General features: G+C 61.1%; 18 protein-coding genes. All 18 read right to left on the bottom strand.

All coding sequences use genetic code 11. The annotated features are described in order from the left end of the window. Positions 1-703: 703 nt before the first annotated feature. Positions 704-2,230, bottom strand: coding sequence for a lysine decarboxylation/transport transcriptional activator CadC (cadC, locus tag G5134_RS02475; RefSeq protein ID WP_421231850.1), 1,527 nt, complete (start codon positions 2,228-2,230; stop codon positions 704-706). Between the two features lie 400 nt (positions 2,231-2,630). Beyond that, on the bottom strand, positions 2,631-3,581 hold the full coding sequence (accA, locus tag G5134_RS02470) for an acetyl-CoA carboxylase carboxyl transferase subunit alpha (RefSeq protein WP_005303428.1): 951 nt from the start codon (positions 3,579-3,581) through the stop codon (positions 2,631-2,633). A gap of 16 nt (positions 3,582-3,597) precedes the next feature. Next, complete coding sequence (gene dnaE / locus G5134_RS02465) at positions 3,598-7,077, bottom strand: DNA polymerase III subunit alpha (RefSeq protein WP_005303432.1); 3,480 nt, start codon at positions 7,075-7,077, stop codon at positions 3,598-3,600. A 53-nt stretch (positions 7,078-7,130) separates the two neighbouring features. Beyond that, positions 7,131-7,721, bottom strand: coding sequence for a ribonuclease HII (gene rnhB, locus G5134_RS02460; RefSeq protein WP_421231849.1), 591 nt, complete (start codon positions 7,719-7,721; stop codon positions 7,131-7,133). A 75-nt stretch (positions 7,722-7,796) separates the two neighbouring features. Further along, positions 7,797-8,936, bottom strand: coding sequence for a lipid-A-disaccharide synthase (lpxB, locus tag G5134_RS02455; RefSeq protein ID WP_005303436.1), 1,140 nt, complete (start codon positions 8,934-8,936; stop codon positions 7,797-7,799). After that, on the bottom strand, positions 8,929-9,720 hold the full coding sequence (lpxA, locus tag G5134_RS02450) for an acyl-ACP--UDP-N-acetylglucosamine O-acyltransferase (protein ID WP_005303438.1): 792 nt from the start codon (positions 9,718-9,720) through the stop codon (positions 8,929-8,931). The genes lpxB and lpxA overlap by 8 nt, the downstream gene beginning before the upstream one ends. Before the next feature lie 5 nt (positions 9,721-9,725). Then, the gene (gene fabZ / locus G5134_RS02445) at positions 9,726-10,187 is read right to left on the bottom strand and encodes a 3-hydroxyacyl-ACP dehydratase FabZ (RefSeq protein WP_010634777.1); all 462 of its coding nucleotides are present in this window, start codon (positions 10,185-10,187) and stop codon (positions 9,726-9,728) included. Between the two features lie 24 nt (positions 10,188-10,211). After that, entirely contained in the window at positions 10,212-11,231 is a 1,020-nt protein-coding gene (gene lpxD / locus G5134_RS02440; protein ID WP_011705102.1) for a UDP-3-O-(3-hydroxymyristoyl)glucosamine N-acyltransferase, read from the bottom strand. A gap of 3 nt (positions 11,232-11,234) precedes the next feature. Next, on the bottom strand, positions 11,235-11,747 hold the full coding sequence (locus tag G5134_RS02435) for an OmpH family outer membrane protein (RefSeq protein ID WP_017764121.1): 513 nt from the start codon (positions 11,745-11,747) through the stop codon (positions 11,235-11,237). 148 nt (positions 11,748-11,895) lie between these two features. Continuing rightward, positions 11,896-14,319 (bottom strand): outer membrane protein assembly factor BamA, encoded by a 2,424-nt coding sequence (bamA, locus tag G5134_RS02430; RefSeq protein ID WP_005303446.1) that lies wholly within the window; start codon positions 14,317-14,319, stop codon positions 11,896-11,898. Between the two features lie 34 nt (positions 14,320-14,353). Beyond that, entirely contained in the window at positions 14,354-15,706 is a 1,353-nt protein-coding gene (gene rseP / locus G5134_RS02425; RefSeq protein ID WP_065018160.1) for a sigma E protease regulator RseP, read from the bottom strand. An 82-nt stretch (positions 15,707-15,788) separates the two neighbouring features. Beyond that, complete coding sequence (ispC, locus tag G5134_RS02420) at positions 15,789-16,982, bottom strand: 1-deoxy-D-xylulose-5-phosphate reductoisomerase (RefSeq protein WP_065018159.1); 1,194 nt, start codon at positions 16,980-16,982, stop codon at positions 15,789-15,791. Between the two features lie 63 nt (positions 16,983-17,045). Then, the gene (locus tag G5134_RS02415; protein WP_005303453.1) at positions 17,046-17,903 is read right to left on the bottom strand and encodes a phosphatidate cytidylyltransferase; all 858 of its coding nucleotides are present in this window, start codon (positions 17,901-17,903) and stop codon (positions 17,046-17,048) included. A gap of 26 nt (positions 17,904-17,929) precedes the next feature. Continuing rightward, positions 17,930-18,706 carry a polyprenyl diphosphate synthase gene (gene uppS / locus G5134_RS02410; RefSeq protein WP_065018158.1) on the bottom strand — a complete coding sequence of 259 codons (777 nt, stop codon included), beginning with the start codon at positions 18,704-18,706 and terminating at the stop codon, positions 17,930-17,932. Positions 18,707-18,778: 72 nt separating this feature from the next. Continuing rightward, on the bottom strand, positions 18,779-19,336 hold the full coding sequence (gene frr / locus G5134_RS02405; RefSeq protein ID WP_010634784.1) for a ribosome recycling factor: 558 nt from the start codon (positions 19,334-19,336) through the stop codon (positions 18,779-18,781). Between the two features lie 94 nt (positions 19,337-19,430). Beyond that, the gene (gene pyrH, locus G5134_RS02400; protein WP_065018157.1) at positions 19,431-20,165 is read right to left on the bottom strand and encodes a UMP kinase; all 735 of its coding nucleotides are present in this window, start codon (positions 20,163-20,165) and stop codon (positions 19,431-19,433) included. A gap of 71 nt (positions 20,166-20,236) precedes the next feature. Continuing rightward, on the bottom strand, positions 20,237-21,118 hold the full coding sequence (gene tsf, locus G5134_RS02395) for a translation elongation factor Ts (protein ID WP_005303460.1): 882 nt from the start codon (positions 21,116-21,118) through the stop codon (positions 20,237-20,239). 104 nt (positions 21,119-21,222) lie between these two features. Continuing rightward, positions 21,223-21,951: a 30S ribosomal protein S2 gene (rpsB, locus tag G5134_RS02390; RefSeq protein WP_005303470.1), complete on the bottom strand. Its 729-nt coding sequence runs from the start codon at positions 21,949-21,951 to the stop codon at positions 21,223-21,225. Between the last annotated feature and the right edge of the window lie 18 nt (positions 21,952-21,969).

The following is a 21,969-nucleotide window of genomic DNA, read 5'->3' as shown; positions in this document are numbered from 1 at the left end:
CCCGCCAACCAATGGCCACAGACTAGGCTCCTCGGCCCCGGAAAACATAAAGACCAGCTAAGGGATAAAAACATGAGTGAACTTTTTCGACCGGACGGACAAAATCGATAAAAACACTTTAAAAACAATCAGCTGACTGATGCGTCATCGAGCGCCTTGATAAAACCTTGATATCCGCCGCCCTCCTTGATACGGCCGATGAGTGCCAGTCGGCACGCCTTGATATTTTTCTGAGGGGCGCAGCGGCATAAAGCGCGTCATTCATGACCCATAGTGTCTGGCCATGCCCGGCAGACGGGTTCGCACGGCCCCTTTTGCTGGATGTTTTTGCTCTTCCCTCGGCCGTGGGTACGCTCTCGCCTTCGGCCGGTAGTGCTGGGCCGCCACAACTGGCACCGGCTGGCGACCACAACTGCGCCTCGCTCCTGGCTCAAGACAACTCAAGACAATATCAAGGCTGAGATCGGGCACCTTGAGTGCCTGCAGCACGGTACACACCGGCACCAGCTCGGCTGGTTCGGCGGGGAGACAGAGAGACAGTTCGATGCTGGCGCCAAGGATGGCGGCAACCATGGCTCATGCCTACCTAGGATGGGGATGGATATGGCTGAGAGAAGGTCAGACGGCGCACCCGCCGGTGGCCCTCAGGCAACCGGCGGTGAGCGCCGCCTTGGCGACAGGGCCAGGATGGCCCCGAAAGAAGTCAGAACAGCTTCACCTTGCTCTGGCCAAGGGCATTGAACAGGGCCGGGGTGAGGGTTTCCATATTGCTGTAAAAACCGAGCTGCTGGCAGAGCAGGTAGGTCTGCTCGGTCGCCTCCATCAGGAAGGCCTGGCTGTAGGCATCCCCCGCCGCTTCCGGGTGGCCATCCAGCTCCGCCAGCTTGCCGCGCAATATGTGATAGAGCACAGAACGACCCCGGCTGCCAGCCTCACCCAGCAGACGGTTGGCCTCCTGCTGCTGGCCGCCCAGAATGGCCTGCAGGGTCAGCGCCTCCCACACCCGGGCCGGCTGCAACGGCTGGCTCTGAACCACCCGGGCCAGGTGAGCACCGATCTGCTGCAACCGGTCGCTCTGGGGGGTGCCCGTCAGGGTTGCCAGCGCCTCCCCGGCCAGATAGCGCTCCGCCAGTAGCAGCGGCTGATCCGGCTGGCTGGTCAGCGACTTGTCGAGCAGCTCGACGCCACGCTTGAGGGCCACCGGATCCTGGCTGTTGATGTAGTAGTGCGCCTCCATCATGGCCATCAAGGCGCCGTCATCGGTGGGCCATCCCATGCCAGGCTGCGCGTCCGGCTGATTGAGGGCGCTCAGCAGATCCCGGCTGCTCGCCTGCAGCACCCCGTGCACGTTGTGGCGGCTGAGCTGGTACTGGTGGCTGAACAGCACCCGGTTGGTGTTGATGTTGCGGTACTCCAGATCGAGATAGGTACCCCCCGGCTGGCGGGAGACCCGCACGCTCAACTCCTTGCCGGGCAGGATGCCCCCCATCAGGGTGTTGGCGCCGTACTGCACCCGCAGCGGCGTGGCAGCGGCCACCTCCCCCATCAGGGCGCGGGTGATGCCGTCGGCGAGGCGCACGTTCTCGTTGCTGCCATCCATGCCGGAGTGAAAGCGAAACACCAGCAGCTCGGGATCCAGCATGGAGTGCACCTGAGGGCTGGCGTGCTGATAACTGAGCAGGCTGACCAGGGTGACCAGGATCGCCACCACGAAGATGTCGAACCCCACCAGCTTCCAGCGGCTGCCCCCCTCCCTGGCATGGGTGGTGACGGCGCGGGTCAGCGGGCCGGCCGGGAAGGGGGTGACGTTGGCCTGCTCCTCTTCTTCATCGATGGCTGGCACCGCGAGCGGCGGCCGGAGGGCATTGACGCTCTCCTGCTCGCCTGCCATCACCACCGAGACCACCTGCTGCGGCCGCACCGGCGCCACCAGCTTGTAGCCGCGCTTGGGCACGGTGACGATGTAGTCGGCGGCGTCGTTGCGGCCATCCTTGAGGATCTTGCGCAGCTCGAAGATGGATTGGGTGACCACCTGATCGGTCACCTCGGCGCCGTCCCACACCTCGTTGATCAGGCAGTCACGCCCGAACACGGTACCGGCGTTGCTCGCCAGGAAGCGCAACAGATTGACCAGCCGGGGCTCGAGGTAGACCTCGCGGTCGGGGCGACAGAGCATGTTGTCGTCGACGCTCAGGGTCCAGTCGTGGATCTCAAAAACCGATTCGCTCATGATTCACTCGCTGCAGATGGAGACGATGCAAGATGAGAGTGACGTAACACCGGGCGGCTGAACGGGCAGCAGGGCGCTGCAAAAGGCAGTGCCGCCGGCAGGGTGAACATTCCTGTGAGTCAGGCCGGGCTGGCCTGTTTACGTCCGCAGAGCGTCCTTGCGGGCATGCCGATCGGGTCGATCGGAAAGGGCCACTTTAAGCAAAACGGGAGTGGGATCCCACTTTTTTTGGCCACAAATCGCCGCTGAATTGATCCAACAAGGGGGTTTTGGCAAACATCATGCCAACAGGTATCCATATGGACAGGATTTTTCCCTGCCGACAGGAGCCCTGCCGCCATAAAAAAGAAGGCCCCCGCAGTGCGAGGGCCTTTCATCATCCATTTGTTCCCGACCGGGCTCAGCAGTAGCCGTAGCCCAGCAGACGCTGGTAGCGCTGCTCCAGCAGCTGCTCGTTGTCGAGCGGACGCAGGGCGTTGAGATCCTGCTGGATGCGGTCTTTCAGGTGCTTGGCCATCTTCTCCACATTGCGGTGGGCGCCGCCGAGCGGCTCCTCAACGATGTTGTCGATGAGCTTGAGCTCTTTCAGACGCTGGGCCGTGATGCCCATGGCATCGGCAGCCACCGGTGCCTTGTCGGCGCTCTTCCACAGGATGGAAGCGCACCCTTCCGGCGAGATGACGGAGTAGGTGGAGTACTGCAGCATGTTGACGCGATCGCCGACACCGATGGCCAGGGCGCCGCCCGAGCCGCCTTCACCGATCACGGTGCAGACCACCGGCACGGTCAGACCGGCCATCACTTTCAGGTTGCGGGCAATCGCTTCGGACTGGCCACGCTCCTCGGCACCGACGCCCGGGTAGGCGCCCGGGGTGTCGATGAAGGTGATGATCGGCATCTTGAAGCGCTCGGCCATCTCCATCAGGCGCAGGGCCTTGCGGTACCCTTCCGGGCGCGGCATGCCGAAGTTGCGCTTGATCTTCTCCTTGGTCTCGCGCCCCTTCTGGTGGCCGATGACCATCACAGGCTCGCCGTCCAGACGGGCGATGCCGCCGACGATGGCCTTGTCATCGGCATAGGCGCGATCGCCGGCCAGCTCATCGAAATCGGTGAAGATGTGCTCGATGTAGTCGAGGGTATAGGGGCGCTGTGGATGACGCGCCATCTGGGACACCTGCCAGGCGCCCAGATCGCCGAAGATCTTCTTGGTCAGCTCTTCGTTTTTCTTCTCCAGCCGACGGATATCTTCGCTCAGATCCACGGCACTGTTGTGCTCGCTCACATGGCGCAGTTCATCGATCTGTGCCTGCAACTCGGCGATCGGCTGTTCAAAATCCAGAAAAAGACTCATAGGGACTATAGATCCTCTAATCAAAAACCAATTCAACCCGCTCTCGTCCCAGCAGGACGCGCAAGTCATCTATCAGTTGATCGGTGGGCGTCACCCGCCACTCGGTGCCGAGCGTCAATCGCACCCGGGAGCCGGGGCGACGATAGTTTACCTGAACCGGACAGACTCCGGCACGGGCGGGCTCCAAAATCTCGCACAAACGCGGGAAAAAGCGATCATCGATTCGCTGTTCATCGAGAGAGATGCGGATTGCCCTGGCAAAACGCTCTCTCGCATCGTTGATATCCAGTAATTCACGGGCCGACATTTTAAGGCCACCGGAGAAGTCATCAAAGCTGACCTGTCCAGAAACCACCAAAATACGGTCTTTTTGCATCAACTCTTCATATTTTTCCAGCGCTTCACTGAACAGGGTCACATCGAGGCGACCGGAACGGTCGTCCAGGGTGAAGATCCCCATCTTGTTGCCACGCTTGGTCACCATGCTGCGCGCCGCGATCACCAGCCCCGCCGCCGTGGTCACGGTATCGCGGGAGGTGGGATGCAGATCGCACAGCCGGCCCGAGGTATAGCGACGCAGCTCGCCGCTGTACTGGTTGATGGGGTGACCGGTCAGGTAGAGCCCGAGGGTCTCGCGCTCCCCTTCCAGCCACACCTTGTCGGGCCAGTGCGGCACGTTGGCGAACGCCTTCTTGACGTCATCGATCTCCTCGGTGAGCACGCCGAACATGTCGACCTGCCCCACCGCCTGGGCCTTGGCGTGCTGCTCGGCGGCACGCATCGCCTCCTCCAGGGTCGCCATCAGGGCGGCGCGGTGAGGGCCGAGCCGGTCCATGGCACCGGAGAGGATAAGCTTCTCCATCACCCGCTTGTTGAGCTTCTTGATGTCGACCCGGTTGCAGAAGTCGAACAGGTCGCGGAACGGGCCATCCCGATCCCGTGCTTCCAGGATCGCATCGATGGGACCTTCCCCCACCCCCTTCACCGCGCCGATGCCGTAGACGATATGACCGTCCTCGTTGACGCTGAAGCGGTAGCGACCGGTGTTCACATCCGGCGGGATCACCGTCAGCCCCATCCGCTGACACTCGTCCACTAGCGTCACTATCTTGTCGGTGTTGTCCATGTCGGCGGTCATCACCGCCGCCATGAACTCGGCCGGGAAGTGGGTCTTGAGCCAGAGGGTCTGGTAGGAGACCAGGGCATAGGCGGCGGAGTGCGACTTGTTGAAGCCGTAGCCCGCGAACTTCTCCACCAGGTCGAAGATCTTCATCGCCAGCTCGCCGTCGACGCCGTTCTTGATGGCGCCCTCTTCAAAACCGGCCCGCTGCTTGGCCATCTCCTCGGGTTTTTTCTTGCCCATGGCCCGGCGCAGCATATCCGCGCCACCGAGCGTGTACCCGGCCAGGGTCTGGGCGATCTGCATCACCTGTTCCTGGTAGAGGATGATGCCGTAGGTGGGCTCCAGGATCGGTTGCAGACTCTCGTGCTGCCACTTCTCGTCCGGATAGGAGATGGCTTCATTGCCGTGTTTGCGGTCGATGAAGTTGTCCACCATGCCCGACTGGAGCGGGCCCGGCCGGAACAGGGCCACCAGAGCGATCATGTCTTCGAAACAGTCCGGCTGCAGCCGCTTGATGAGATCCTTCATGCCGCGGGATTCGAGCTGGAATACCGCGGTAGTCTCGTAGCGTTGCAGCAGGTCGAACGAGCGCTTGTCGTCGATGGGGATGGCGGCGATGTCGACCGGCGGCTTGCCCTCTTTGGCAAGGCGCGGGTTTATCATGCCGAGCGCCCAGTCGATGATGGTGAGCGTGCGCAGACCCAGGAAGTCGAACTTCACCAGGCCGGCGTACTCCACGTCGTTCTTGTCGAACTGGGTGACCGGGTGATGGCCCTCGTCATCGCAGTAGAGCGGCGCAAAGTCGGTGATCTTGGTGGGCGCGATCACCACGCCACCGGCGTGTTTGCCGGCGTTGCGCACTACCCCTTCCAGCCGGCGCGCCATGTCGATGAGATCCTTGACCTCTTCGTCCTGCTCGTAGAGCTCGGGCAGCTTGGGCTCGGCCTCGAACGCCTTGGCCAGGGTCATGCCGGGATCCGGCGGGATCAGCTTGGAGATGCGATCGACGAAGCCGTAGGCGTGGCCCAACACCCGGCCCACGTCTCGCACCACCGCCTTGGCCGCCATGCTGCCGAAGGTGATGATCTGGGACACCGCATCCCGGCCGTACATCTCGGAGACGTGCTCGATCACCTCGTCCCGTCGGTCCATGCAGAAGTCGACGTCGAAGTCGGGCATGGAGACCCGCTCGGGGTTCAGGAAACGTTCGAACAGCAGGTCAAATTCGAGTGGATCCAGGTCGGTGATCTTGAGGGCGTAGGCCACCAGCGAACCCGCACCCGAACCCCGGCCCGGGCCGACCGGGATGCCGTTGTCCTTGGACCACTGGATAAACTCCATCACGATGAGGAAGTAACCCGGGAAGCCCATCTGGTTGATCACCTTGAGCTCGATGTCGAGGCGCTCGTCGTACTCGGGACGACGCTCGGCCCGCACCGCCGGATCCGGGAACAGGAACTCGAGCCGCTCCTCCAGCCCCTCTTTCGACTTGGCCACCAGGAAGTCTTCGGTGGTCATGTCGCCGGTGGGGAAGTTGGGCAGGAAGTATTCACCCAGACGCACCGTCACGTTGCAGCGCTTGGCGATCTCCACCGTGTTCTCCAGCGCCTCCGGGATGTCGGCGAACAGTTCGCACATCTCGTCCTGGCTGCGCAGGTACTGCTGCGGGCTGTAGCGGCGCGGGCGACGCTTGTCCATCAGGGTGTAGCCGTCGTGGATGGCGACCCGGATCTCGTGGGCGTCAAAGTCATCGGCGGTGAGGAACACCACCTCGTTGGTGGCCACCACCGGCAGCGCGAACTCGCTCGCGAGGTTCACCGCCATGTGCAGGTAGACCTCCTCGTCGGGGCGACCGGTACGCAGCAGCTCCAGGTAGTAGGCGTCAGGGAAGTGGGTCTGGTAGAAGGCGACGCACTGCTCGGTCATCTGGCGGTTGCCCTTGAGCAGGAACTTGCCCACGTCCCCCTCGCGCCCGCCGGAGAGCACGATCACCCCCTTGGCGTGCTCGACCAGCCACTCCTTGTCGATGACCGGCCGTCCCTGCACATGACCGCGCTGATAGCCACGGGAGATGAGCAATGTGATGTTCTGGTAGCCGTCGTTGTCCATGGCGAGCAGAGTGAGGCGAAACTGCTCGTCGCCGAGTTCACTGCTCTGCACCCAGAAGTCGGCACCGACCAGGGGCTTGATCCCCTTGCCGTGGGCGGCGCCATAGAAGCGCACTAGGCCGCACATGTTCATCTGGTCGGTCAGGGCCAGCGCCGGCATGTTGTCGGCCGCCGCGGCCCCGACGATGGGGTTGATCTTCTGCAGACCATCCACCATGGAGAAGTCGGTATGCACCCGCAGGTGAATGAAACGGGGGTCAGCCATCGTCATGCCCTCTCATTACGCAAGCAGCCATCGCTTAGACAAATCAGCATGGGTTATTCCACTCCCAGTGCGCGGCGCACCGGTTTGAAACTTTGACGATATTCCGGCAACGGGCCGCGTTCGGCCAGGATGGCGAGGTGCTCCGCAGTCGGATAGCCCTTGTGGCGGGCAAAGCCGTACTCGGGATGGCGGCTGTCCAGCTCGGTCATCTCCGCATCGCGGGTCACCTTGGCGAGGATCGAGGCGGCACTGATGGCGGCCACTAGGCTGTCGCCCTTGACCACGGCGCGGGCTTCCATCGGCAGAGCCGGGCAGCGGTTGCCATCGATGAAGACCAGCTCGGGAGTGACCTTGAGCCCCGCCACGGCGCGCTGCATCGCCAGCATGGTGGCGTGCAGGATGTTGAGCTCGTCGATCTCCGCCGGGCTGGCGCGACCGATGGCGAAGGCCAGCGCCTTCTCTTTGATCTCGTCAAACAGGGCGAGCCGCTTCTTCTCGGAGAGCTTCTTGGAGTCGTTGAGCCCGGCGATCGGGTTGGCCGGGTCGAGGATGACGGCGGCGGTGACCACGTCTCCCACCAGGGGGCCGCGGCCCACTTCGTCCACACCGGCAACCAGCTTGTCGTCAGGAATATCGATCATCATCTTGTAGCCTTGAATCAAAACAGGCCCCGCAGGGCCTGGCGTCGCGTTGGCGCAGCCACGCTGGCAGCCCGTTCTCTACCGGCCCAGCAGCTCGGCCACCGCCTCGGCGGCCTGGTGGTCTGCATTGCAGCGAATGAGCTGATGGAGCTCGGTGAAGGTGTTCACCAGCGCACTGTTGTCGTGCTCGAAATACTTGCTCACCTCGACCACCAGGTTCTCCGGGGTGCACTCGTGCTGGATGAGTTCGGGCACCAGCATGCGGCCGGCCAACAGGTTGGGCAGGGAGACGAATTCGGTCTTCACCAGCCGCTGGGCCAGCCAGTAGCTGAAGGGCTTGAGCTTGTAGCCTACCACCATGGGCTTTTTCACCAGCATGGCTTCGAGGGCGGCGGTGCCGGAGGCCAGCATCACCACGTCGGCGGCGATCATCGCCTCGCGACCCTGCCCTTCCAGCAGCACCATGTCGAGATCCGGCGCCACGTCGGCCTTGATGGCCATGAACTGCTCGCGCCGCTTCTGGTTGACCAGCGGCACGATGAAGCCGAGATCCGGGTAGCGCACCGTCAGGTGCTTGCACGCCTCGAGAAACAGGGGGGACATGAAGCCCACTTCCGCCGTGCGGCTGCCCGGCAGCACCGCCAACCAGCGGCGGTTGGCGTCGATGCCGAGGGTTCTGCGCACCGCGGCCTGATCCGGCACCAGCGGGATGTCGTCCGCCATGGTGTGGCCGACGAAGCGGCAAGGGGCATCAAAGCGGTCGTAGAAGGCTTTCTCGAACGGCAGGAAGGCGAGCACCATGTCGGTGGCGGCCTTGATCTTGTGAATGCGGTTCTGGCGCCAGGCCCATACCGAGGGGCTGACATAGTGAACCGTCTTGATACCGGCGCGGCGCAGTTTCAGCTCCACCCCGATATTGAAATCCGGTGCATCCACCCCGATGAAGATATCGGGCGGATTGGCGATGAAGTGGCGCAGCAGTTCGCGGCGGACCTTGAGGATGCGCGGCAGACGGCCCAGCACCTCGGTGATCCCCATGACGGAGAGCTCTTCCATCTCGAACAGGGCCTTCACGCCGAGGGCCTGCATGCGCGGCCCGGCGATCCCTTCGAACTGCGCGTCCGGGTAGCGGGCCTGCAGCTCGCGTACCAGACCGGCAGCCAGAATGTCGCCGGAGACCTCTCCGGCGACGATACCGATGCGAACCGGATCAGGCACGGATGATCCCGCGCTCGTTGTCTTTGAGGAAATCCACATAGAGCTGGACGGCCGGCTCGGCTTGCGCCATCTCGATCAGCACAGGCAGCACCTCTTCGACGGTCTTGCCGGAGCGGAAGATCTCCTTGTAGGCGCGCTTGACGGCGGAGATGGCCTCAGGCGTGTAACCGCGGCGACGCAGCCCTTCGGAGTTGACCCCGAACGGTTTGGCGTAGTTGCCGGCGGCCATCACGTAGGGCGGCACGTCCTTGTTGAGGGCGGCGCAGCCACCGACGAAGGCATGGGAGCCGACGCGGCCGAACTGGTGGATCGCGGAGAGACCGCCGAAGATCACGAAATCGCCGATCACCACGTGGCCCGCCAGGGTCGCGTTGTTGGCGAAGATGCAGTTGTCACCGATGATGCAGTCGTGGGCAACGTGGACGTTGACCATGAACAGGTTGCCGCTGCCGATCCGGGTCAGGGACTGATCCTGGATGGTGCCGCGGTGCACGGTGCAGTTCTCGCGAAAGACGTTGTTGTCGCCGATCTCGAGGAAGGTGCGCTCGCCGGCGTACTTCTTGTCCTGGCAATCCTCACCGATGGAGGTGTGCTGGAAGATCTTGTTGCCACGACCAATCTTGGTCGGGCCCTTGATCACCACATGGGAGCTGACCCAGGTGTTGTCGCCGATTTCCACCTCGGCACCGATGACAGAAAAGGGGCCGATTTCAACCCCTTTACCGATGACGGCAGACTCATGGACGACGGCAGTATCGTGAATGATGGCAGTCTGGTCGATCACGTGTGTTAAACCTCGCGTTTGGCGCACATCAGCTCGGCGGTACAGACCACTTCACCGTTGACCGTGGCCACACCGGTGAACTTGGCGATACCGCGACGCTCTTTCAGGAACTCCACGTCGAGCACCAGCTGATCGCCGGGGCCAACCGGACGCTTGAAACGAGCGTTGTCGATTGAGGCAAAGTAATAGAGTTCGTTGGGGGACGGCTTGCCCACCATGGTAAACGCCAGGATACCGGTGGCCTGTGCCATGGCTTCCAGGATCAGCACACCGGGGAACACCGGCTTGGCCGGGAAGTGCCCCTGGAAGATCGGCTCGTTGAAGGAGACGTTCTTGATGGCGCGCAGGGTCTTGCGCTCATCGCTGATCTCGTAGTTTTCCACCTTGTCCACCATCAGGAACGGATAACGGTGGGGCAGCAGATCCATTATTTCCTGGATACCCAGGCTCTTCTTTTCAGTAGTCAAAACAGTACCCTATACCAATCGTGATTATTCTTGGTCCAGCTTCTTCTCAAGCTTGCTCAACCGCTTGTGCATCTCTTCGATACGCATCACCCGGGCGGCGGTCTTGCGCCACTCTTTATTGGTTTGCAGGGGGATGCCGGAAGAGTAGACACCGGGCTCGGTAATGGGTCGCATCACCATGGCCATGCCGGTAACGGTGGCCTGGTCGCAGATCTCCATGTGCCCGTTAAAGACGGAGGCGCCGCCAATGATACAGTATTTGCCGACCTTGAGACTACCTGCCATCACGGTGGAGCCCGCCACGGCGGTGCCGTAGCCGATCTCGACGTTGTGGGCGATCTGGCACTGGTTGTCGATGATGACGTTGTCAGCGATGCGGGTATCTTCCAGCGCGCCGCGGTCGATGGTGGTGCAGGCACCGATCTCGACCCGGTTGCCGATGGTCACGCCGCCGAGCTGGGGGATCTTGATCCACTCGCCGCGCTCGTTGGCATAACCGAACCCATCGGCCCCGATCACTGTGCCGGATTGAACCAGACAGTCGGTACCCATGGTGATGTTGTGATAGAGGGTGACGTTGGCCCACAACCGGGAGCGAGCTCCCAGTCGGGTATTCTTGCCAACGAAACAGCCCGGGCCAATGCGTACATCGTCACCCAGCACGACGCCGGATTCGATCACCGCATTGGCGCCGATGGCCACTCTCTCGCCCAGTTGCACGTCCGCCGCGATAACGGCGCTCGGATGAATATCCGTGGCCGGCTGCGGGGTGGTGTCCAGCAGTTGGGCAACCCTTGCAAAGCCCACGTAGGGGTCTTTGAGCACCAGGGCATTGGTGGGACAAAATGGCAGATCCGCTTCTGTGATGAGCACGGCGGTCGCCTTGCTCTGCTCCAGATAATGCCGGTACTTTTTATTGGACAGGAAGGTGATGTCCCCCTCCCCGGCCTTTTCCAGTGTCGCTACCTTGCGGATTTCCAGGGTTCCGTCGCCATGGACCTGGGCCCCCAGTTGCTGGGCCAGCTGTGCGAGAGTGAATGCCATCAATTAGTTGCTCTTGCTTACCTGAGAAATAACCTGGGCAGAGATGTCCAGCTTGCTGGCGGCGTACGGGGCGGCATTGCGCTCCAGCACCAGATCGTAACCATTGCTCTTGGCGATGGAGTCGATGGCTGCCTGCACCTTGGTCAGGATCTTGTTGCGCTCTTCGGACTGACGGCGACCGTTGTCCTGTTCAAACGCCTGACGCTTCTGGTTGAACTCCATCTGCAGCTTGGCCAGCTTCTCCTGGCTTTGTTTTTTCTGGTCGGCGCTCATGAAGGCTTCATCCTTCTTGAACTTCTCGACCAGTTTCTGACCATCGGCTTCCAGCTTCTGCAGCTCGCGCATGCGCGGCTCGAATTCGCCTTTCAGCTTCTTGGAAACGGCTTCACGCTGGGGCAGCTTCTGGAAGACTTCGCCCATGTCGACCACGGCGATCTTGGTCTCGGCCAAGGCGGAGCCCATGCCGGCAGCCATCAGTGCAAAACTCAAACCAGCTACTTTCAACGCTTTATTCACACTTACTCCTTGTTCCCTCATGTGAGGGCTACCTGATTTACCTGATTATGCAAGTGGTACCCGGACCGACTTGTTACCTGGTGAGGCACGCAGGCTGCGCGTCCCATCATTGAATACCCCCACCATTGGGTGGGGGCAAGGTCCGTCCTTAGAAGGTACGGCCGATGTTGAATGAGAAGAACTCGGTCCGGTCGCCCTCGTACTGCTTGAGCGGACGGGCAATCGCGAACACCAGCGGGCCCATCGGGGAGAGCCACTGCAGCGACAGACCGGCCGAGGCGCGGTAGTTGGTCGGATCCGAATAGTCGGCCAGATAGTTGCAGCCGCTGAAGCAACGGTTGCGGTACTGGTCATAGTCGAAGGTGGTATCCCACACGGAGCCGGCATCGATGAAGAAGCTGGTCCGCAGTTGCGGCTGATAGGTCTCGGACGCAAACGGCGTCGGCACTATCATCTCGAGGGAGGCGACCGCCAGGGCGTTGCCGCCCACCGAGCTGTCGGTGCCCTGGATGACGTCGTTGCCGCTCAGGTTGTAGTAGTAGAGCGCCTTCGGACCGACCGTGTTGCTCTTGAAGCCGCGCAGGGTGTCGAAACCACCGGCGAAGTAGTTCTCGAAGAACGGCAGTACGTGATCATAGTTGCCGTTGCTGCCGTAGCCGTTGCCGTAGGAGGCACGCGCCTTGGCCATCAGCACCCACTTGTGATCCGCATCGAACGGGAAGTAGTGCGCGTCTTCGGCGTTGAGCTTGAAGTACTGCAGATCCATGCCCGGTACTGTGACCTTGGCGTTGACCCGCTGACGATCGCCGGCGGTCGGGAACTGGCCCTTGTTGAGGGTGGAACGGGTCCAGCCGGCGGTGACGTCGACGGTGTTGAACACCATGCGGTTGTCGCCATCCTTGTTCTTGCTGTACACCTTCCAGAACTCATCCACCTGCAGATAGGGGTTGGGCTGGGACAGTTTGTTGTTTTCGACCCCGAGGCTGAAGTCGAGACGGTTGTTCTCGTTGACCGGGAAACCACTGGAGAGGCGGAAGCCGATGGTGGTGTTCTCGTAGTCCACGATGTTGGCGTCGGCCGCACTGAACTGGTTGTAGTAGAGACGACCGCCCAGGCTGACCCCGTCCACGGTGAAGTAGGGATCGTTGTAGCTGAGATCGACGCTCTTGGAGTACTTGTTGGTACTGGCGGAGATGCCGATCTTCTTGCCAGTCCCCATGAAGTTGTCCTGCTGCAGACCCGCCTGCAGGCTCAGGCCCGACTCGGTACCGTAGCCCACGCCGGCGTTGATGGAACCGGCAGGCTGCTCCTTGACCTTGAAGTCCAGATCGACCTGGTCATCGCTGCCCGGCACCCGCTTGGTGTCCACTTCGGCACTCTCGAAGAAGCCGAGGCGGTTGAGACGGGTCTTGGACTGCTCGACGCTGTCGGAGGAGAGCCAGGTGCCCTCCATCTGACGCATCTCGCGGCGCAGCACTTCGTCCTTGGTGGTGACGTTGCCGCTGAAGTTGATGTTGCGCACGTAGACGCGCGGGCCCGGCTCGATGTTGACGATGAGCTCCACTTCCTTGGTCTGGTCGTTGACCTGCGGGAAGGTGACCACTTTCGGGTAGGCGTAGCCGTAGCGACCGAGGAACTTGGAGAGCACCTCTTCGGTATGGGTCACCTGGCTGGCAGAGTAGATGCTGCCGGTCTCGATGGGGATGAGCCCCTTCATCTCGCCGCCGCGATCGATCAGATCGCCCTTGAGCTGGATGCCGGAGACCTTGTATTGATCCCCTTCCTTGACGTTGAGGGTGACGTAGACCCCCTTCTTGTCCGGGGTCATGGAGACCTGGGTGGACTCCTGCTGGAAGCGGATGTAGCCGCGGTCCATGTAGTAGGAGCGCAGGGTTTCGATGTCGCCGGCCAGCTTCTGTTTCTGGTAGCGCTGGTCGCCGGTGAAGTTCCACCATGGCACGTCATCCTTGAGGGAGAGCTGGGCCAGCAGCTTCTCTTCCGGGAAGACGTTGTTGCCGACGATGTTGATCTGCTGGATCTTGGCCGCTTCCCCTTCCACGAAGGTGAACTTGAGGTCGACCCGGTTGCGCGGCAGCGGGGTGACGATGGCCTTGACCTTGGCGGAGTACTTGCCCACGCCGTAGTAGAAATCTTCCAGCCCCTTCTCGAGGGAGCTCAGCACGGTGCGATCGAGGGGGTCACCCACCCGGATGCCGGAGGACTCCAGGCTCTGGGTCAGTTGCTCCTCCTTGATGTCCTTGTTGCCGGAGAATTCGATGCTGGAGATGGTCGGCCGCTCCTTGACCATCACCTGCAGTACCTGGCCGTCGCGGTAGACCTTGACGTCCTCGAAGTTGCCGGAGGCATAGAGCTTCTTGATGGCGTTGGCCAGCGCGACGGAGTCGACGGAATCGCCAACCCGGATCGGCAGGTTCAACAGGGCGGCACCCAGGGTCACCCGCTGCAGACCTTCAACCTGAATATCTTGCACCACAAAAGAGGCAGGGGCCGCCTGGGCCAGGAAACTGGCACCCAGCAGGCAACTCAACACCAATGCTTTTTTAACAGCCATTTTGTTCTTATGTGTCCTTGTTGATGCTCTGGCCTCAGAGGCGAGCGAAATCATTAAACAGCGCAATACCCATCAGTAACATCAGAATGGCGGCGCCAATCCGGAAACCCACTTCCTGAATTTTTTCCGATACCGGCTTGCCGGTGACCGCCTCGATGAGGAAGTAGACCAGATGGCCACCGTCCAGCACCGGCAGGGGGAACAGGTTGATGATCCCCAGGTTGACGCTGATGAGCGCCAGGAAGCCGAGGAAATAGACCAGTCCATAGTCGGCACTGCTGCCCGCCCCCTTGGCAATGGAGATGGGGCCGCTCAGGTTGTCCAGCGAGACGATGCCACCGATCAGCTTGCCGATCATGTCGAAGGTCAGGGTGGTCAGGCTCCAGGTCTTCTGGGCGCCCTGCCACAGGGCTTGCAAAGGCCCATACTGTAACAGAATCCGATACTCATCCGGTAATGGAACCAGTTGCGGCGACAGGCCGACGAAACCGACCAGCTGGCCCCGCACCTTCTTGGCATCCGGGGTCAGAGTCAGGGTCAGCTCGCTGCCCGCCCGCTCGACGGTCACCTCAAGCGGCTGCCTGGGTGACTGCTGCACCTGGTGGACAAACTGGGCCCACTCGGTGATCGCCTCACCCCCTACCCGCTTGATGCGGTCGCCAGCCTGGAGGCCGGCCTTCTCGCTGGCGCTCGCGGCCACCACCGCATCGACCACCGGCAGCACCTTGCCGCCCAGCGGCACTATCCCGAGGCTCCCGACGGGAGACTCCTTGTCGGGATCAAACTTCCAGCCGGCCAGCTGCAGGGTCTTGTCCACTGCATAGCTGGTGTTGGCCGCCTTGAGCTTGAGCTGGACCGAGTCATCGCCAAGGTGGCTGATGAGGGCATAGGTCACGCTCTCCCAGTCACCTGTCTCCTCGCCGCCGACGCCGACGATCTCCATGCCGGGCTCCACCCCGGCCGCCGCCACGATGGAGGCGGGACGCACCTCGCCCACCACGGGTTTGACGGCAGGCACGCCGATCATGAACATCAGCCAGAGGGCGAACAGGGCAAACACGAAGTTGGCCATGGGGCCGGCTGCGACGATGGCCATCCGCGCCCAGACGCTCTTGTGGTTGAAGGCGTATTGCTCGTCACCGGGCTTGAGCTCGTCGACCCGGCCATCCAGCATCTTGACGTAACCGCCAAGGGGGATCAGGGCCAGCACGTACTCGGTGCCATCCTTGCCGAGCCGGCGCCAGATGGCCTTGCCAAAGCCGATGGAGAAGCGCTCGACCTTGACGCCGCAGCGGCGGGCCACCCAGAAGTGGCCGAATTCATGTACCGCAACCAGCAGCCCGAGGGCGACGATAAAGGCACCAATGTTCCACAACACACCGCCCATCAGCCCATCACCTCGCATTCATGCATGGTCCTGTCTCCGACAATCAGGGTGAAGGCAGCACAATGCCACGAAATACTTCTCATCAGCTAAGCTCCTCAATCAAATTGTGAGCACGGGCACGGGCCGCCCCATCCAGCGCAATCAAATCGTCCAGCGAGCCGACATCCGTGCCGCCCAGGGCGAGCATGGTGACCTCATTGACTCTGGCAATATCCATAAAACCGATCCGCTCTGCAAGGAAAGCCGCTACGGCCTCCTCGTTGGCGGCATTGAGGGCCGTGGTTGCGGCCTGCCCCTGCCGGCAGGCACTCATGGCCAGCGCCAGGCAGGGATAGCGCTCATAGTCGGGACGGATAAAGCTGAACTCTCCGACACTGAAGAAGTCCAAAGGTTCCACACCGGACTCTACCCGAGCCGGATAGGCCAGGGCGTGGGCGATGGGGGTACACATGTCCGGGTTGCCGAGCTGAGCCAGCACGGAGCCGTCCTTGTACTGCACCATGGAGTGGATGACCGACTGGGGATGGATCACCACCTGGATCTGCTCGGGTGCCGCGTTGAACAGCCAGCGCGCCTCGATATACTCCAGCCCCTTGTTGATCATGGTGGCGGAGTCAACCGAGATCTTGGCCCCCATGGACCAGTTGGGATGGGCGATGGCCTGGGCCGGGGTGACATGGACCAGCTCGCCGATGTCGGTGTAGCGGAACGGGCCGCCGGAGCCGGTCAGCAGGATCTTGCTGATCCCGGCCCCCGCCAGGTCGCAAAAGCCCGGCTGGCGCTGAATGGCCTCGGGCAGGCACTGGAAAATGGCGTTGTGTTCGCTGTCGATGGGCAGCAGCTCGGCACCGTGCTCGCGCACCGCCTCCATGAAGAAGGCACCGGACATCACCAGCGCCTCCTTGTTGGCCAGCAGGATGCGCTTGCCGGCCCGCACGGCGGCCATGGTGGGGGCGAGGCCGGCGGCACCGACGATGGCCGCCATCACGCTGTGGGCATCGGGGTGAGCGGCCACGTCACACAGGGCGGCCGGACCGGACAGCACCCGGGTGGCGCTGCCGTGGGTCTTGAGTTGACCGGCCAACTCGGCGGCAGCCGCCTCGTCCACCATGACGGCGAAACGGGGGGAAAACTCGAGGCAGTCGCGCAGCATGGCATCCACGCTGCGGGCCGCCGTCAGCGCCAGCACCTGCCAGCGCCCAGGATTGTGCCGCAGTACCTTGAGCGTACTCTGACCAATGGAGCCGGAGGCTCCCAGAATCACCAGGTTATGCATCAAAACTCCCGCTGTATGACGAATGGATGGCACCTGCGGCCTGCCGGATCATCGGGCAGTCCATCAGAACTCCTGGCTGAGCAGCAGGTAGCTGAGCAGGAACACCGGCAGGGCGGCGGTCAGGCTGTCGATACGGTCGAGAATGCCGCCGTGACCGGGCAGCAGGGTCCCTGAATCCTTGATGCCGGCCTCGCGCTTGAACATGCTCTCGGTCAGGTCGCCGAGTACCGAGGCGAGCACCGCCAGCAGGGAGCAGAACAGCACTATGGCCATCTTGGCGGGCACGAAGCCCATGAACCAGGTCACCCCCACCGCCAGCAGGCTGGCGGTAAACAGGCCGCCACACATGCCTTCGATGGTTTTACCGGGGCTCACGGCCGGCGCCAGCTTGTGTTTGCCGAACGCCTTGCCGAAAAAATACGCGCCAGAATCTGCCGCCCAGACCAGTCCCATCACAAACAGCAGGATCCAGGCTCCCATCATGGGGTCGTGATAGAAGTTGTAACCACGGATGGCCACCAGGGACCAGAAGAAGGGCACCAGGGTCACCAGACCGAACAGGGATTTGAGCCAGATGGACTCCTTCCACAGCTTGGCGCTCTGGGGGTAGCGCAGCACCAGCAGCAGCCCCAGCAGCCACCAGCTGACGGCGGTCCAGAGCACGCCCATCACCAGCGGATGCAGATGGGGAGTCCACAACTGCTCCACCGGCAGCCAGAACAGGCTGGCGCCGAGCAGCAGGCAATAGACCAGCGGCAGCCACTGTTGCGGTTTGGCGGAGACAAAACCGCTCCACTCGCGGCTGGCCAACAGAAATACCAGGGATGCCAACAGGGCAAAGAATTTCAACGGCAGAAAAAAGAGAGCTCCCAACACCAGGGGAACCAGTAGCAATGCGGTAATAATTCGTTGTTTTAGCAAAAGAAGCCTCTCTCTTGGGAGGGGGGTTAGCCGGTCTGTTGCTCGGCGATCAATTCCCGGATCTGTTCACCGGTGCAGCCAAAACGGCGCTCACGGGAGACGAAGGAGGCCACGGCCTCGCTGAACTCGGATTCGCCGAAGTCGGGCCACAGCACCGGGGTAAAATAGAGCTCGGCATAGGCGAGCTGCCACAGCACGAAGTTGCTGATGCGATGATCGCCACCGGTACGGATCAGCAGATCCACCGGCGGCAGGTCGGCCATGCACACCTCGCGACCAAGCAGGGTTTCATCAATCTGGTCGGCCGACAATTCACCTGCCGCCACTGCCGTGGCCAGCTTGCGGGCCGCCTGGGTGATGTCCCACTGGCCACCGTAATTGGCGGCGATGTTGAGGGTCAGCCCCCTGTTGTTGGCAGTCAGCGCCTCCGCCTTGGCGATTTTGGCCTGCAGCCGTTCGCTGAAGCGGGCGGTATCACCGATCACCTTGAGCCGAATGCCGTTGCTGTGCAGCTTCTGCACCTCGCGGCCCAGCACCGTCATGAACAGCTCCATCAGGGCACTGACCTCCCCTTCCGGACGGCGCCAGTTCTCGCTGGAAAACGCAAACAGGGTGAGCGCATCCAGCTTGGCACGCGCGGCAAAGGTTACCGCCTCGCGAACGGACTTCACGCCGGCCTTGTGGCCATAGACCCGCATCTTGCCACGGTTCTGGGCCCAGCGTCCGTTGCCATCCATGATGATGGCCACGTGACGAGGCAAGGACGAATTGGCACAATCACCTACGGCTGCCAAAAGCGACATTCATTTCTCCCACAAAGACAAAAGCGCCGTGCAGGGGCACTACACGGCGCTCGTAATATACCTGTCAGAGGCTTAGATTTCCATTAGCTCCTTTTCCTTCACGGCCAGCGCATCGTCTACCAGCTTGATGAAGGAATCGGTCAACTTCTGGATCTCTTCCTGGGCACGACGGTCGTCGTCTTCGGAGATCTCTTTGTCTTTGAGCAGGGCCTTCAGATCGGCGTTGGCATCGCGACGGATGTTGCGAATGGCAACCCGGGCACCTTCTGCTTCGGCACGCACGATCTTGGTCAGATCACGACGGCGCTCTTCGGTCAGCGGCGGCAGCGGCACGCGCAGGGTCTGGCCGTTGCTGGACGGATTCAGGCCCAGATCGGAGGTCAGGATGGCCTTTTCCACCGCCTGGATCATGGAGCGATCGAAGATGGAGATGGAGAGGGTGCGGGCATCTTCTGCCACCACGTTGGCCAACTGTTTCAGAGGAGTGGCGGCACCGTAATACTCCACCTGGATACCGTCGAGCAGGCTCGGGTGAGCGCGGCCGGTGCGGATCTTGGACATCTGGGTCTTGAGCGATTCGACACTCTTGCCCATGCGGTCCTTGGCGTCGTTTTTAATCTCGTTGATCACAGTGGTTTTCCTTTTGGCGAACGAGCCGTCTACCGGCCCGTGTCTATCTTATTTGCTGGCGTCATGGACAAACGAGCCGGAGCTCACGCTTGTCTCACTTGTTGACATGGTGGATCAGGGTACCTTCCGGCTCACCCATGATCACCCGACGCAGCGCACCCGGCTTGTTCATATTGAACACCCGGATCGGCAGATCGTGGTCGCGGGCCAGAGTAAAAGCAGCAAGATCCATCACTTTGAGTTCTTTTTCAAGAACTTCATCATAACTCAGTTCATGGTACAGCACGGCATCCGGGTTCTTGACCGGATCATCCGTGAACACGCCATCCACCTTGGTGGCCTTGAGCACGACGTCAGCTTCGATCTCGATCCCGCGCAGACAGGCCGCAGAATCGGTAGTAAAGAAGGGGTTGCCGGTACCGGCGGAGAAGATCACCACCTTGCCGGCGCGCAGCTGGCTGATGGCTTCAGCCCAGACATAGGAGTCACAGATGCCTTGCAGGGAGATGGCAGACATCAGACGGGCATTCACATAAGCACGATGCAGGGCATCACGCATGGCCAGACCGTTCATCACGGTAGCCAGCATACCCATGTGGTCGCCCACCACGCGGTTCATGCCCGCCTTGGCAAGACCGGCACCACGGAACAGGTTGCCGCCACCGATGACCAGACCGACCTGAACACCCAGCTCAACCAGTTCTTTGATCTCTTGGGCCATCCGATCCAGCACCGCCGGATCAATGCCAAAACCCTCGGATCCTTGCAGGGCTTCACCACTCAACTTCAGAAGAACACGTCTGTATGCAGGCTTGGGATTGGTACTCATGTCACTGATTCCTGGTCATATAAAGACCGCGACATAAGTCGCGGTCTGGGGAAACGGAAAAACCGGTTCGATTAGGCCTTTTGAGCGGCCGCGATTTGAGCTGCTACTTCTGCAGCGAAATCGGTCTCTTGCTTCTCGATGCCTTCGCCCACTTCGAAACGGGTGAAGGAAACAACGTCAGCGCCTTCTTTCTTCAGCAGCTCGGCAACGGTCATGGAAGGATCCTTCACGAACGGCTGACCAGTCAGGGAAACCTCACCGGTGAACTTCTTCATGCGGCCTTCAACCATCTTCTCGGCGATCTCTTTCGGCTTGCCGGAGTTGATGGCGATGTCGATCTGGATTTCGCGCTCTTTGGCAACGACGTCGGCAGACACATCTTCCGGCTTGACGAATTGCGGGCTGTTGGCAGCAACGTGCATGGCCAGATCTTTGGCCAGCTCGTCGGTACCGCCAACCAGCTTGGTGATAACACCGATGCGGGAACCGTGAACGTAGGTGCCCAGGTTGTCACCTTCAACCAGCATCACGCGACGCAGGTTCATGTTCTCACCGATCTTGGCGATCAGGTTGGTGATGGTCAGCTCTACGGACTCACCGTTACCGAAGTCGGCGGCTTTCAGCGCGTCAACGTCAGCAATCTTCTGGGTAGCGGCGATCTCAACGATTTTCTGACCCATGGCCAGGAAGCCGGCATCCTTGGAAACGAAGTCAGTCTCGCAGTTCAGCTCGATCATGACGGCAACGTTGCCTTCGGTACGGGCGAAGATCACACCTTCAGCGGCGATACGGCCAGCTTTCTTGGCGGCTTTGGCCTGACCGGATTTGCGCATGTTTTCGATAGCCAGTTCGATATCACCGTTGGCTTCTTCCAGTGCTTTTTTGCAATCCATCATGCCAGCGGCGGTGCGCTCGCGCAGTTCTTTTACCAGGGCGGCAGAAATGTTTGCCATGTCCAGTATCCTCGGTCTTGAATTGACAAGAAACAGGGGCCACAAGGGCCCCTGCTAACCAATTACATCAGCTTGGTTAATAAGGGCTTTGCAGTCCTTATCAATTACTCAGCTTCAACGAAGCCATCTTGTTCGGCTTGAACAACGATGTCCTGAGCGCGAGCTTCCAGTACGGTGTCAGCAGCAGCATTCAGGTACAGCTGAACGGCACGGATAGCGTCGTCGTTACCCGGGATGACATAGTCAACGCCGTCCGGGTTGGAGTTGGTATCAACGATGGAAACTACCGGGATACCCAGGTTGTTGGCTTCTTTGATAGCGATGTGCTCGTGGTCGGCATCGACAACGAACAGAACGTCAGGCAGGCCGCCCATGTTCTTGATACCACCCAGGCTCTTCTCCAGCTTTTCCATTTCGCGAGTACGCATCAGCGCCTCTTTCTTGGTCAGCTTGTCGAAGGTACCGTCTTGGCTCTGGGTTTCCAGATCTTTCAGGCGCTTGATGGACTGACGAACGGTTTTCCAGTTGGTCAGCATGCCGCCCAGCCAGCGGTGGTTAACATAGAACTGGTCGCAACGCTCAGCGGCTTCTTTTACGGCTTCAGACGCGGCACGCTTGGTACCTACGAACAGTACCTTGCCCTTCTTGGCAGCTACGGAGCTGATGAAGTTCATGGCATCGTCAAACATCGGAACGGTTTTTTCCAGGTTGATGATGTGAACCTTGCTGCGGGCACCGAAGATGTAGGATTTCATTTTCGGGTTCCAGTAACGAGTCTGGTGACCGAAGTGAACGCCGGCTTGCAGCATGTCGCGCATAGAAACTTTAGCCATTTTATACCTCTGTATTGG

Origin of the sequence: Aeromonas sp. 600276, from assembly GCF_049175815.1 — a bacterium.
Taxonomy (GTDB): Bacteria; Pseudomonadota; Gammaproteobacteria; order Enterobacterales; family Aeromonadaceae; genus Aeromonas; species Aeromonas dhakensis.
This window is presented reverse-complemented; position numbering and strand designations above follow the sequence as displayed.